Here is a 13746-nt window from a genome sequence, read left to right as displayed (position 1 = left end):
AAGGGACCATCTACTTTTACAACTACTTTTTAACGATGAAGTAAATTCATCTAAAAGTAGCCTTGTGTTTACACTCTCTTTGAGAAAACTCTAAAGAAGGTAACAAGTTACCTTTTAATGTTCATGATTACAACAAGCTTGAGTTTTTCCCAAAGCTGATAAAAGTTCAACTTCGCATAAATGCTCATTTTGTGTATTTAAATTTTTTTGTATATTTTCTAAAGAGTGGTAAACTAAGTTTTTATTTATATGTGCAACATTTTTTGCATAGTTTAATAAAACTGAAATATCATGGCTAACAACAACTATACATATAAATTTATTTAATTCTTTTAATAGCTCGTAGATTTCTCTTTGACCTTTTACATCAATACTTGCAGTTGGCTCATCTAAAAGCATGATTTTAGGATTTGAACAAAGGGCCCTTGCTATAAAAACCCTTTGTCTTTGTCCTCCACTTAAATCACCTATTTTAGAGTTTGCAAACTTTTCCATACTAACTTTTTTTAATGATTCCATAGCACATGCTATATCTTCTTTTGAATAACCAAATATTCTTTTTTTTGAAACAATATGTCCCATTAAAACTATTTCTAATGCTGTTATTGGAAAATCTATATTTAAATTTGTATTTTGAGGTACATAACCTATTAAAGAATTTTTTATTTTTTTATCAATTTTTCCATTAATTGGAGTTAATAATCCTAAAATTAGTTTAAGAAGTGTTGATTTTCCTCCACCATTAGGACCAATGATTGCTAAAAAATCATCATCTTTTATTGATAAGTTTATATTTTCTAAGACATCTGTTTTATGATATTTGTAAAATAAATTACTAATATTTATTAATTCCACTTAAAACCTTTTATTTTGCAACTTTGTTGCAATAATATCAGATATTAAATTAAATATGTATCAAATATTTATCAAATTTCATTTCTAAGCCATGAATACATTAATCCTAAATATTCATGAATAGCCATTTCACATTTTCGTATATTAAAAGCTTCAAAATAGGAAGATAAAGAAGTAGCCTCATATGCTAAGTGGCTTGTTGGACTTGGAATTATATTTAAGCCTTCTTTTTGAAACAATAAAGCTGAACGTTTCATATGAAAAGCCGATGTTACTAGAATAAAAGGTTTATCAGCTAATATTTTTTTTGTTTCAACAGCTTCTTCTTTGGTATCTTTTGGAGAATCTAATCTTATGATATCAGAAGGATTTACACCTAGAGAAATAGCTAATCTTTCTTGCATAAAAGCATGTGAATTTTTATCAAAGCCACCATATCCTGAAACTATTAATTTTACATTTTCAAGATTTTTATAATGCCGTATACCTTCAACCAAACGATTAATTGCAATTCCTTTTACTTGGGAAGTTATACTCAAATCATCATCACTTCTATGTTCACTACCTAAAACTAATATATACTCAACTTTTGGTGTTTTTAATAAGTCCTTATAGGTATTTTCAAGGGGAGATAAAAGTGCGTTTGCAAATGGTTGAAATGAAAATAAGAAAAACCATAAAAAAGTTAAAGCTAAAAAAATCTTTGCTTTTTTATATGAATTAAATATCAAATATAAAAAAGAAATTAGTAGTAAAAAAAGACCAATTGGAATTGGCAATAAAAAAGCTGAAACAATTTTTTTAAATATAAACATTTAATTTCCTATTAAAGCAGAAGCATAACCAACTACTCTGGATGCATCTTTTGTTTTATTATAACTTGTACAATAATGTAAAACTTTTGTATCAAAACCTTTTTTAATAGCTGATTTAATCACAGCTTTCACACCTAATTTTCCGCAAGCTTCACAGCCTTTATCAAAAAGTGCTAAGTCTTTTTTTGCAATAGCATTTAAACAAATATTATCTAATTCATTTGCTTTTTCTTGGGTATAAAAATGACTTAAATCAGTTGATATAACTAATAAGTTATCTTCATCTTCTAAAACCTCATCTATTAAAAGTGATAATCCTTCATAAGACATCTTTCCATATATGATTTCGACAATTGATGCATCAGGGAAATAATGTTTTATAAAAGGTGCTTGGGTTTCAGTTGAGTGTTCTAAGTGCATATTATCTTCAAAACTTAAAAATTCATACTTATCTTTTAAATGATTTGAATAGTTTTTATCAATAGTTATATTTCCTAAAGGTGTTTCATACTCATCATATAAAGCAATACTTGCTCCTTCATAATACATACTATGACATGGACCTATAACAACTACTCTTTTTGGCTTTTTGTCTTTTGCAATAAAGTATGCTAAATTTGCTGTTAGTCCACTATAAACATATCCCGCATGGGGAACAATAATAGCTCTTGTATTAAATGTTCCATTTATTGTAGATTGTCTATTGAACTCTTCAATATATTTTAAAATCTCTTCTTTATTATCAGGGTAAAAAGAGCCTGCAAAACCAGTTTTTCTTATAGTTTTCATTTTAGGATACACTCCTTGTATTTTATAATTACATTTTGGGCACTTGCCATTTTTTATATTATTTTCAATAACTTCAAATCTATTTCTTTTTAGTACTGTATGATTACAATTTGGACATATGGTATCATTTTGTAAAGAGGTATTTCCAATATATACATATTTTAATCCAGCTTCTTTTCCTATTTTATAAGCCATTTGTAAAGAATCAATTGAAGTGTGAGGAATATGCATATCTTTATAATCTGGATGAAATGATGAAATATGCCAAGGAGTAAACTCATCAAGTTCTTCTTTTATAAATTTTGCGATTTTTTCAAGCTCATCTTTTGAATCATTTTTTCCAGGAACCAATAAAGTTGTGATTTCTAACCAAATATCATTTTTCTTAAAATGCTTTAGATTTTGCAAAACTTGATTTAAATTTCCACCAAGATTTGATTTATAATAACTTTGACTAAAGCATTTTAAATCAATATTAACAGCATCTATCAAACCTTTCATATCATCAATTACTTCACTACTTTCAAAACCATTACTTACATAAACACTTTTTATTCCATGTTTTTTTGCTTCAATTGCTATATCTTTAGCATATGGATAAAAAATTGTTGGCTCATTATATGTATAAGAAATTGATTCACATTTGTATTTTAAAGCCATATTTACAACATCTATAGGACTATGATATTTTGAGTTATCTATATTTTTTTCTTGTGATATTCCATGATTTTGACAAAATGAACACTTAAAATTACAACCAACTGTTCCTAAAGACAGAGACCTTGATTTTGGTAAAAAATGATATAAAGGTTTTTTTTCAATTGGATCAATATTCAGTGCACTTATATGTCCATAAACTAAACACTCTATTTTATCACCTGTGTTTTTATTTACCCCACAAATCCCTATTTGATTCTCTTTTAACTTACAATAATAAGAACACAAAAGACAAACTAATCTATCTTTGTCTTTTTTATAAAACTGCATTATTTAATTTTTGAAGCTGTATAAGTACAAATTATAGGGTGTGAATCTAAACAAGATTTAGAAAAACCAGCTTTTTTTGAAAGTTGTGTAAAGAAATCATCAAATAATGGAATTTGATCCCAAACTTGAGGTAAAAATGTAGCTCTTTTATTTTGGTATTCTAAGATAACACCATGTTCAAAAGGTTTGATTTTAGTTTTTAAGTCTTCTATTCCTGTATATTCTAATTTAACAGCAGGAGTTAAAATAGATATTTCAATATCTATTTTTCTAAACTCTTCATAAGTTAGTCTTGAAAATCTTAAATCAGAAAAAGCGCTGTTATGTGCATTTGAGATAATTTCTTCTAATAAAGTTCGATGAGCAACCAAAGAACCTATACATCCTCTTAATTTTCCATCTAAATTTATAGTTACAAAACAAGCTCTTATTTCATTCAAAATTGGAAACTTCTTTTTTAAGCTTTCTTTATCAATTTTAAAAGAGTGAGTAAATTCATTTAAAATAGAAGTTCGAGCAATTTCTAATAAAATATTTTCAATTTTCATATATATATTCCTATTTTGTACTATTTTATAATATCTTTTATAGCCTCTATAAACTCATCACTATCATTTACACATTTACAAACTTGATAATCTTTTATCCCAATTTCGTGGGCAATTTCTCTATACTCAATATCAAGCTCAAAATCTGTCTCAGAATTATCAACAATAAATGCAATTGGATAAATAATTACATTTTGCTCTTTGAAGTTTTTTAGCATCTCATCAAGTGAAGGATCAAGCCATTTCATTGGTCCTACTTTTGATTGGTAAGCTAAGTTTACTGATTTGAAGTTTACATTTTTTTCTTCTAGTTTTTTTGAAAGTATTTCCACATGCTCAATCATTTGTTTTTGATATGGATCACCTGCATCTACTATTTTTTGAGGAAGTCCATGTGCTGAGAAAATCAGATTATATTCACCTGCATTTGAAGTTTTTGAAATAATTTCATTAATAATACAATCATTAAATTTGTCATTTTTATAAAATGTCTCCACATATCTAATATTTTGACCAAAAGAATATGGTAAATAATCTATAAAATCTTCAACTGATGATTTTGTTGTTGTAGTAGAATATTGTGGATATAAAGGCAGTAAAACAATTTCCGTAATCTTATCTTCCATCATTTGTTTTACTACATCTTGAGAAAATGGAGGTGTATATCTCATAACTTGATAAGTTTTAAAACCTTCTATACTTTCATTACATTTATCTACTAATTTTTCAGTTAATTTATTAATAGGTGATTCATTTCCTATTTCTTCATAGTTTTTCCAAGCACTATTTAATCTAGTTGTTGTAATAAAAAAAGCAATCATTTTTCGTATAATTGGATTTCTTACTGTTATTATATTTCTATCGTTAAACATATTTGTTAAAAACATTTTTAATTCAGCTTTATTTCTAGCTCCACCCATATTTAGTAAAACTAAAGCTTTTTTATTTTCTTGCATTCTCTTCTAACCTTATTATTTTATCGCTACACCATGAAGCCATTTGTAAATCATGGGTAATTAATAGTATCGCACAATTATTAAGTAGATTTATTAATAATTTCATTACATCATATGCTATAATATTATCTAAAGCAGATGTTGGTTCATCCACTAAAAGTAAATCTGGTTTCATTAAAAGTGCTCGCAAAATTGAGCATCTTTGTAATTGACCTCCACTTAATTCATGTGGTTTTTTATTCAGTAAATTTCTGTCCAAACTTAACTTTAATAAAAATTCATCTAATTCTTCTTTTTTATAATTATTTTTAATCACATCTTTTATTTGTTCAAATATAGTATATGTAGGATGAAAAGAGTTATATGGATCTTGGAAAATCATACTAATATTAGATTTATTTATAGTTCCACTAATAGGTTTTAAACTTCCTAATATTAGTTCAAATAGTGTAGTTTTACCACTTCCACTTTTACCAAAAATCGTAACTAATTCACCTTTTTTTAACTCTAATGAAAAATTATTATAAATTGGATTATCTTTTTTATAAAAAAAAGTTAAATCTTTTATATCTAAAACTAAATCTTTATTCAATATCTAGGCCCTTATTTTTAAAATATTACTATATACAAAATAAGCTTTAATTTTCCTCTTAACAAAAGTTTTTACTCTTTCACATTTCTTATACAATTATAAGTAAAACTTACAAGTGTATTTATAAAAAAAGAAAAAATATTAAGCATAAAAAAAAGTAAAAAAAGCTAGAATAATTTTTCTAAAATTCAAGGAGAAAAAATGAAAAAAATCGTATTAACTGCAATCTTTGCAGCTGCAACTGCAGCATCATTATCAGCTGCTTCAATAGCTGCATGTGCTTCATGTCATGGTGCAAATTTTGATAAACCTGCATTAGGTAAATCAGAAATCGTAAAAGGTTGGGATGAAGCTAAAATCATCGCATCATTAAACGGTTACAAAGCTGGAACTTTAAATAATCACGGTATGGGTGCTGTAATGAAAGGTCAAGTTGTTAAATTATCTGACGCTGACATCGCTGACATTGCAAAACAAATCGCTGCAATTAAATAATTCCTTAAAAGTTAGTCAATTTTTTGACTAACTTTTTTCTCTTCTTTGCTATTTTCTTTTTCACTTTTAATTTTATTTTCTTTTGCTTCTTTTGAATTTTTATCTTTATTAATAGCATCATTTAAATCTTCTGTACTATCAAATAATAATCCATTTACTATTTTATTAGAGTCATCAAACTGACCACTTTTTGCTGCCCAAACAAAAATCAGTAATAATCCTGCTGAAATTATAATTCCAACAATTAACATAAAAAACAAAGTATCATCTATCATTTTTATAATCCTATTTCATTTTTATTCTAAGAGAATTTAATACAACCATTAGTGAACTTAAACTCATTGATAATGCAGCAACTAAAGGAATAACATAACCTGCCATTGCTAAAGGTATTGTCACTGCATTATAAATAATCGATAAGCCCAAATTTTGTTTTATAAACTTATATGTTTTACTTGATATAACAAAAGCTTCTTGTAATGAACTAAGTGTTGAATTTAATAAAACTATATCAGAAACTGCAAGTGAAACTCCAGCTGAATTTCCCATAGCAACTGCTACATCTGCATTTCCTAAAGCAACACTATCGTTTACTCCATCACCCACCATAACAACTGTTTTATTCTCTTTTTTCAATTGTTTAATATACTCTGCTTTTGAAACTGGTGTTTGAGTAGAAAAGTATTTACTAATATTTAATTGTTTTGCTATTCTTGAAGCAACTTGTTCATTATCTCCTGTTAGCATTATAATATCAATATTTTTATTTTGTAAAAATGAAATTAACTCTTTTGCATTATCTTTTATCTCATCTTCAAGCTCAAAACTTGCTATTACTTTTTTATTAATTGCAAATAAATATACTGTTTTATTAGAATCAAATGCATAGTTAATATCATTTTGTTTTAATAGCTCAATATTTCCACCTAATAACTCAAAAGATTTACCTTCAAAATTCTCATAAATTGCACTCATTCCCTTTGCTTCAATATTTTTTACACTTAAAAGATTTTTACTTTCTAAATCATATTTAGACACTAAATATTTTTTAATTGAAATACTAACAGGATGAGTTGAAGCATCCAAAAGTGAATATAAAAGATTTATCTTATGAATATTATCATCTAAAATATTAGCTTTTACTACATTTAATTCACCCTTTGTTAAAGTTCCTGTTTTATCAAAAACTACCGTATTGGCAACGGCAAGAGTTTCTATAAACTTCGCTTCTTTAAATAATAAACCTCTTTTTGCAAGTTCTGAGATACCTATTAAACTAGCCATTGGAGTTGCAAGGGCCAAAGCACAAGGACAAGCGATAACTATTACAGAAATTGCAACGATAAATGATTTTTCAAAGTGATTAGTTCCTGCATAATCAAAACCTAAATCTATTCCCATAAAATACCAAACTAAAAAAGTAAGTAAAGATAAAGACAAAATTGTAATTGAAAAACCTTTTGATATTTGAGCAGCTTTTGTTTGTATTTTTGGTTTTGAATTTAATGAATCTTCTAGAAGTGCCACAATAGATGAAAATGTAGAATTTTTAAAACTTTTAGTAACTTCAAATTGAATTAAAGAATCCATATTGATAGTTCCACTATAAACTAAATCATCTCTTTTTTTATAAACAGGAATTGATTCACCGGTTAGTGTTGATTCATCAAAAGAACCCTCACCTATAAGAATTTTACCATCAACAGGTACTTTCTCACCTGCTTTTATTTCAACAATATCACCTAAAGATATACTATTTAGTGCAAGTGTTTTTTTACCCTCTTTTGTTATAACAACAGCTTCTAAAGGTAAGCTTGATTTTATTTTATCAAGTGTATCAACAGCTGATTTTTTCCCTATTACTTCTAAATATTTTCCAACAAGAACAAAAGTGATAATCATAGCAACAGAATCAAAGTAACTCTCGCCTTTTGCTCCAAATAGAATAAATAAAGAATAAATATATGTTAATGTTGCACCAAAAGAAACTAAAAAATCCATATTTAACATACGGTTTTTTAATCCATAATAAGCACCCTTATAAAAAATCCATCCACTATAAAATAAAACAGGTGTTGAAAGAAGAAACTCACCTATATGAATCATATGTTTTACTTCAGCAGAAATTCCTGTAAAAAATCCAGTATATTTAGCAACACTTAACATCATTATATTCATACTTGCAATTACTGCAACCATCATACGAATAGAATAATCTCTTTTAGCTTTCGAAGCTTGAAGATCTGCAATACTTGAATCATAAGCATAAGCATTATAGCCAATTGATCTGATTTTTAAAATGATTTCTGATAGTTTTAATTTTTCATTATCCCAAACTATTCGGGCTTTATTTGTAGTAAAATTTATATTTGCTTCAACAATACCTTTTGTATCATGTAATATTTTTTCATTTAACCAAACACAAGCGGCACAATGAATTCCCTCTATTATCAAATCAATTTGGGAGAAACCCTCTTTTGTAGAACTTACATAATTGTCTAAGAAGTTTAAAGAATCAAATTTACTAATATCATCATTATCAAGCTTTATAGGTGGTGCTATAGTTTTATTTCCAAGCTTATCATAAAAAGAGTCCAAGCCATCATCTTTTAACAAATGATAAACACCTTGGCAACCTTTACAACAAAAATTCAAATTTTCTTCTATTATCATAACATCTTTTGAAAACTCTAAATGACAATGATTACACTTTACTTTCGACAAAAACACTCCTGGATTAACAATAAAATTACTTCTTTTTTTAATTAATAATTTTGAGTTTGTTATTATGCTTAATTATGATATTATATCTTAATAATTTTAGAGAGAGACTTAATAATGATAAATAATATTTCAATACTAAAAAATATAACTATTTTATATGCCGAAGACGAAAAAGACTTAAGAGAAGTTACTCATCAAATACTAAAAGGTTTTACAAAAAAGCAATATGTTGCACAAAATGGCCAAGAAGGATTAGAATTATTTAAAGCCCATGAAAATGAAATAGACTTAATTATTACAGATGTAAATATGCCTGTAATGAATGGGTTAGACATGGTAAAAGAGATTAAAAAAATTAATATTAATATTCCCATTATCGTAGCAACAGCATTTTCAAATAAAGAATACTTACTTGAAGCTATTGATATAGGTATTGATAAATATGTATTAAAACCTATTGATATTGCAAAACTTTTACAAGTAATGTCTCAATCTTTAATCTATCATGAATTAAAAGATTTATATACAGATACCCTAACAAATCTTCCAAATAGAAATAAATTAAAAAAAGATTTAAGTGAAAACAATATTGATTTAATGGCACTTCTTGATGTAGATGAGTTTTCAACTATAAATGACCTTTTTGGTGAAAAAATTGGAGATACAATTCTTTATGAATTGGCAAGTAAAATAAAAAACTATTTTTCAGATAATGAATATTTTGTTTATAGAATGGAAGCTGATAAATTTGCTATTGTTGCAAAACAAAATAATAAAGATGTAGATGAATTTTATAATTTATGTAAAGCATTTGCTGATAAAATTGAAAAAGAATCTTTATTAATAGAAGAAGATGAAATTGATATAAATATAACAATAGGAATAGCACAGGGGGATGGTGCAAGAGCATTTAAATACTCACAAAGGGTAATTAATTATGCAAGAACTAAACTTCAAAGAATTATGATTTATAATGAATCATTTAAAATTCAACAATCTTTTGAAGAAAATATAAAATGGGTGAAACAATTAAAAATTGGGTTTAGAGAAAATCTATTTCAAGCATATTTTCAACCAATTGTAGATACAAACACAAAAGTTATACATAAATATGAAGCCTTAATAAGATACATAACAAAAGATGGAGTTGAAATAGCTCCATACAATTTTATAAATGTTGCTAAAAAAACTAAACTTTATCCAAATATAATCAAAATTGTAATTCAAGATGCTTTTAAATTAATTAAAAATAAAAATAAAAGAGTATCTGTTAATATTTCTTTTGATGATATCGCAAATGAAGAAACAACAACATTCATATATGAAATATTAGAACAACATAAAGAATATACAAAGTTTTTAGAGTTTGAAATACTTGAATCAGAAGAAATTTCTGATTTTAACGAAGTTTCAAGATTTATTAGTGAAATCAAAAAATTTGATTGTATTGTAGGAGTTGATGACTTTGGAGCTGGATATTCAAACTTCAATTTGCTAACATTGCTTGATATTGATTTCGTTAAAATTGATGGTTCATTAATTGAAAAAATCACAACTTCAAAAGATTTAGAAATAATTGTAAATACAATAGCAAACTTCTCTAAAGAGTTCAAAGTTAAAACAGTTGCTGAATATGTATCAAATGAGGATATTTATAATAAAATAAAAGAGTTAAATATAGATTATTGTCAAGGTTACTATTTCGATAGACCTTTAAGTTATGATAATGTCAAATAGGCTAGTTTAGCCAATTTGATATAATTTTGTCTTTTTCATAAAGTTTAGTTTTTATTCTTGTGATATTTGCAATACAAACTAACTCTTTAGCAGCAATTTCTAAATTATCATTTATTATCAAATAATCATAATCTTGGAAAAATTCAACCTCACCCTTAGCATTTTTAATTCTTTTTTCAATAATATCACTGCTATCAGTATTTCTAGCATTTAGTCTTTCTTCTAATACTTTCAAAGAAGGAGTAGTAATAAATACAGATGTTACAATAGAATCAAGTTTATTTCTTACTATTTCATGCCCTTGCACATCAATATCAAATATAACTAATTTCCCCTCTTCTAAGGCTTTATTAATAGGTTTTAATGAAGTCCCATAATAGTTATCATGAACTTTTGCATACTCTAAAAAATCATCATTCTTTATATCTTTTTCAAACTCTTCTTTTGTTACAAAAAAATAATCTACACCATTTTGCTCACCAGTTCTAGGTGCTCTTGTTGTAGTTGATATTGAAAAATAGTAATCACTTATATCTTTATACACTTCTTTTAATAGTGTAGATTTTCCACAACCACTAGGTCCTGAAAGAATTAATATTGCGCCTTTTTTTTCTTCTATCAATTATTTTTCCTTTAAACTCATTTTTACATTTACCGTTTCACCACTTGAAAGTTTATCAATAACTGATTGGTCAAATTTTTCCAACAATGGTCTTAATTCATTAATACTAAAATTACTTAATACTAAGTTATATGGCTTTGTAGGAACTACAGTAGTTAAATCAAATTCATATTCTTTAACTTCTGCTAAAGCATCATCTATTATGGCAGAGATATCTTTCCAGTCACTTTTTTCTAAGTTTATTTCATTTTGAATATTATCTTCACGTAAAATATCATTTATTTTACTTAACTCTCCATGATCTAAAATACCACCTGTTTTTAAAGTTTGTAAATGAACTATACTTTCATCTTCATCTTCGTAATCATCTTCATCATAAGTATTTTGATTATGAGATTTAGATTCTTTTACTTGAACATACTCTTTTTCTTTTTCATCTAAAGAATCAATATATTTAACTACAGGGACTGTTACTTCTTCATCTTCTTCATAAGAATTTTTAGCAAAAGAAATTCTATTATTAGAACTTTCTTCTTCTTTTTCTTCTTTGATATATTTGATTTGCTCAATTATCATAGCTTCTAGTTTAGTAGGTAAAAATGGTCTAGGAATTATGAAATCTCTTGCTTTATCAAAAGGTAGTTCTTCTGAGCTAATAGCTCCTAATTTTCTTGAATATTGCTTGATTAAATTAAATTTATCATCAACAAAATTTTGATCAATTACAATTAAGTCAAATTTTTGAGTTATATTAGTATTTCTTTGCGTAGTTAATTTAATATTTAATCTTTTACAAACTAAAGTAAAAATGTGCTCAATTATTGTTGTTTCACATACCAATAATAAATTCACTTAATCTCCTGCAATTTCAATTCTTCTAATTTATATACTTTATCACATCTCATGGCTAATTCATACTCATGAGTTACTAATATTAATCCTGCATCATTATTTTTAATATATTTAAATAATGTATCCATAACGATTTTTGCAGTATCTTTATCCAAGTTTCCAGTTGGTTCGTCTGCAAAAATGATTTTTGGTTTTTTTGTCATTACTCTTGCTATTGATAATCGTTGCTGTTGACCACCACTTAGTTCACCAACCCCTTGATTTATTACATAATCTATATTTAATTCTTTTAATAAATCTTTATCAATTTCTTCACTACTTAATAAAGTAGCAATTTCCAGATTCTCAATTGCTGAAAATCCTCTAAATAAATAATGTGCTTGAAATATTATACCAAAATCATCTCTTCTAATTTTTAATAGTTCACTTTGCTTTTGTGCATAGATATCTTTACTTTTAAAAACAACACTTCCTGCTGATGGCTTTAAAAGGGAAGACAGTACATTAAGTAAAGTAGATTTTCCACTACCACTCATTCCTATGATTGCAATTGATTCTTTTTTTAAAAGAGATAAGTTTATATCGTTGAAAAGTTCATAATCGAACTTATGAGATAGATTTTTAGCTTGAAGTAAAAGGTCATCTGCAATGAGCTCATCCATTTTGTTAGCTTCACTCATTACATTTTCCTTTTATTTATATATTTACACAGTTGTTAAACTATGATTATTTACCCATTTGTTTTGCAACTTCTGCTGCAAAATCTTCTTCTACTTTCTCAATACCTTCACCAAGTTCGAATCTTACGTAAGCAGTGATTTTAATAGATGCATCAACGTCAGCAATTGCTTGCTCAACAGTTTTTTTGTCATCCATTACATAAGCTTGAGATAATAATGCAAATCTTCCGTCTAATTGAGTATTATCAGTGATATATCTCTCAATTTGTCCAGGAATAATATTTGCCCAAATCTTTTCTGGTTTTCCAGCTGCTCTTAATTCATCTTCAAATTTAGCTTTTGCATTTGCAATTGCTTCATCTGTTAACTGAGATTTAGAAACAAACTCAGGAATTTTCTTTAATGGTTTTCCTAATCTTTTTAATTCGTCATTATCAGCTGTAATTTCTGCAACTATTGCTCTGTTTTCAGAATCAACAAATGCTGGATCTAAATCAGTGTAAGAAATAACAGTTGGTTTCATAGCAGATGCATGCATTGCTAATGATTTTAATAATGTAGCTGTTTTTTCTTTAACAGCATCATCACAAGTTGCAGCTAATAAAACTCCAACTCTTCCGTTTGTATGAACATAACCATTAACGACAGTACCAGTTACTGAAGTTAATTTTCTAGCAACTAAGTTTTCACCAATTGTTGCAATTTTTCCGTTTAAAAAGTCAGAAAAACTTGTACCATTAATAGTAGATGCAGCTAAAGCTTCAGCATCAGCAATGTTATTAGCTTGTGCATGAGAAACAATTTCTTGTGTTAAATCTAAAAAGTTTTGGTTTTTAGCAACGAAATCTGTTTGTGCATTTAATTCTAATAAAGTTGCAACAGTGTTATCATCGTTAACTTTAACAGCAACAACACCTTCAGCAGCAACATTTCCAGCTTTTTTAGCAGCTTTCCCAAGTCCAGCTTCTCTTAAAGCTTGAACCGCTTTTTCTAAATCACCATCAGTTTCGTTAAGTGCATTTTTGCAATCAAGCATACCTGCACCAGTCATTTCTCTTAATTCTTTAATTAATTTTGGTGTTGCTCCTGCCATA

Annotated in this window: 14 protein-coding genes; 2 read left to right on the top strand and 12 right to left on the bottom strand. The window is 26.8% G+C overall.

Going from position 1 to position 13746, the window contains the following annotated elements; all coding sequences use genetic code 11:
- Nucleotides 1-114 precede the first annotated feature (114 nt).
- The 6 genes from AACT_RS04010 to AACT_RS03985 form a co-directional block, all read right to left on the bottom strand.
- Nucleotides 115-855: a metal ABC transporter ATP-binding protein gene (locus tag AACT_RS04010; RefSeq protein WP_172125170.1), complete on the bottom strand. Its 741-nt coding sequence runs from the start codon at nt 853-855 to the stop codon at nt 115-117.
- Nucleotides 856-926: 71 nt separating this feature from the next.
- The gene (locus AACT_RS04005; RefSeq protein ID WP_172125168.1) at nt 927-1670 is read right to left on the bottom strand and encodes an ElyC/SanA/YdcF family protein; all 744 of its coding nucleotides are present in this window, start codon (nt 1668-1670) and stop codon (nt 927-929) included.
- Nucleotides 1671-3446: an AmmeMemoRadiSam system radical SAM enzyme gene (amrS, locus tag AACT_RS15675; RefSeq protein WP_172125167.1), complete on the bottom strand. Its 1776-nt coding sequence runs from the start codon at nt 3444-3446 to the stop codon at nt 1671-1673.
- Nucleotides 3446-3994 carry an AmmeMemoRadiSam system protein A gene (gene amrA / locus AACT_RS03995; protein WP_228720535.1) on the bottom strand — a complete coding sequence of 183 codons (549 nt, stop codon included), beginning with the start codon at nt 3992-3994 and terminating at the stop codon, nt 3446-3448. The genes amrS and amrA overlap by 1 nt, the downstream gene beginning before the upstream one ends.
- Nucleotides 3995-4014: 20 nt before the next feature.
- Nucleotides 4015-4950 carry a ferrochelatase gene (gene hemH, locus AACT_RS03990; RefSeq protein WP_172125166.1) on the bottom strand — a complete coding sequence of 312 codons (936 nt, stop codon included), beginning with the start codon at nt 4948-4950 and terminating at the stop codon, nt 4015-4017.
- A complete protein-coding gene (locus AACT_RS03985; protein WP_172125165.1) occupies nt 4937-5542 on the bottom strand; it encodes an ATP-binding cassette domain-containing protein in 606 nt (201 codons plus the stop codon). The genes hemH and AACT_RS03985 overlap by 14 nt, the downstream gene beginning before the upstream one ends.
- Before the next feature lie 201 nt (nt 5543-5743).
- On the opposite strand from AACT_RS03985, the gene AACT_RS03980 reads away from it, so the two are divergent.
- Nucleotides 5744-6037 carry a c-type cytochrome gene (locus AACT_RS03980; RefSeq protein ID WP_172125164.1) on the top strand — a complete coding sequence of 98 codons (294 nt, stop codon included), beginning with the start codon at nt 5744-5746 and terminating at the stop codon, nt 6035-6037.
- A gap of 11 nt (nt 6038-6048) precedes the next feature.
- Here the strand turns inward: AACT_RS03980 and ccoS are convergent, their stop codons facing one another.
- Both ccoS and AACT_RS03970 read right to left on the bottom strand, forming a co-directional pair.
- On the bottom strand, nt 6049-6312 hold the full coding sequence (gene ccoS / locus AACT_RS03975; RefSeq protein WP_172125163.1) for a cbb3-type cytochrome oxidase assembly protein CcoS: 264 nt from the start codon (nt 6310-6312) through the stop codon (nt 6049-6051).
- A 10-nt stretch (nt 6313-6322) separates the two neighbouring features.
- The gene (locus tag AACT_RS03970; protein ID WP_172125162.1) at nt 6323-8761 is read right to left on the bottom strand and encodes a heavy metal translocating P-type ATPase; all 2439 of its coding nucleotides are present in this window, start codon (nt 8759-8761) and stop codon (nt 6323-6325) included.
- A 114-nt stretch (nt 8762-8875) separates the two neighbouring features.
- Here AACT_RS03970 and AACT_RS03965 point away from each other — a divergent pair, with 114 nt between their 5' ends.
- The gene (locus AACT_RS03965) at nt 8876-10498 is read left to right on the top strand and encodes an EAL domain-containing response regulator (RefSeq protein WP_172125161.1); all 1623 of its coding nucleotides are present in this window, start codon (nt 8876-8878) and stop codon (nt 10496-10498) included.
- 1 nt (nt 10499) lies between these two features.
- Here AACT_RS03965 and gmk read toward each other — a convergent pair whose 3' ends face one another.
- Genes gmk through tsf form a run of 4 tightly spaced genes read right to left on the bottom strand, consistent with a single transcriptional unit; the run spans nt 10500 to nt 13745 of the window.
- Nucleotides 10500-11117, bottom strand: a complete 618-nt coding sequence (gene gmk / locus AACT_RS03960; RefSeq protein WP_172128529.1) for a guanylate kinase — start codon at nt 11115-11117, stop codon at nt 10500-10502.
- Nucleotides 11118-11120: 3 nt separating this feature from the next.
- Complete coding sequence (locus tag AACT_RS03955; protein ID WP_172125159.1) at nt 11121-11972, bottom strand: hypothetical protein; 852 nt, start codon at nt 11970-11972, stop codon at nt 11121-11123.
- A complete protein-coding gene (locus AACT_RS03950; RefSeq protein WP_172125157.1) occupies nt 11969-12652 on the bottom strand; it encodes an ABC transporter ATP-binding protein in 684 nt (227 codons plus the stop codon). The genes AACT_RS03955 and AACT_RS03950 overlap by 4 nt, the downstream gene beginning before the upstream one ends.
- 46 nt (nt 12653-12698) lie before the next feature.
- Complete coding sequence (tsf, locus tag AACT_RS03945; RefSeq protein WP_172125155.1) at nt 12699-13745, bottom strand: translation elongation factor Ts; 1047 nt, start codon at nt 13743-13745, stop codon at nt 12699-12701.
- Nucleotide 13746 lies beyond the last annotated feature (1 nt).

The sequence above is a fragment of the Arcobacter acticola genome (assembly GCF_013177675.1).
In the GTDB taxonomy this organism is placed as follows: Bacteria; Campylobacterota; Campylobacteria; order Campylobacterales; family Arcobacteraceae; genus Aliarcobacter; species Aliarcobacter acticola.
Note: the sequence above shows the minus strand (reverse complement) of the source record. Positions and strands in the feature narration are given on the sequence as shown.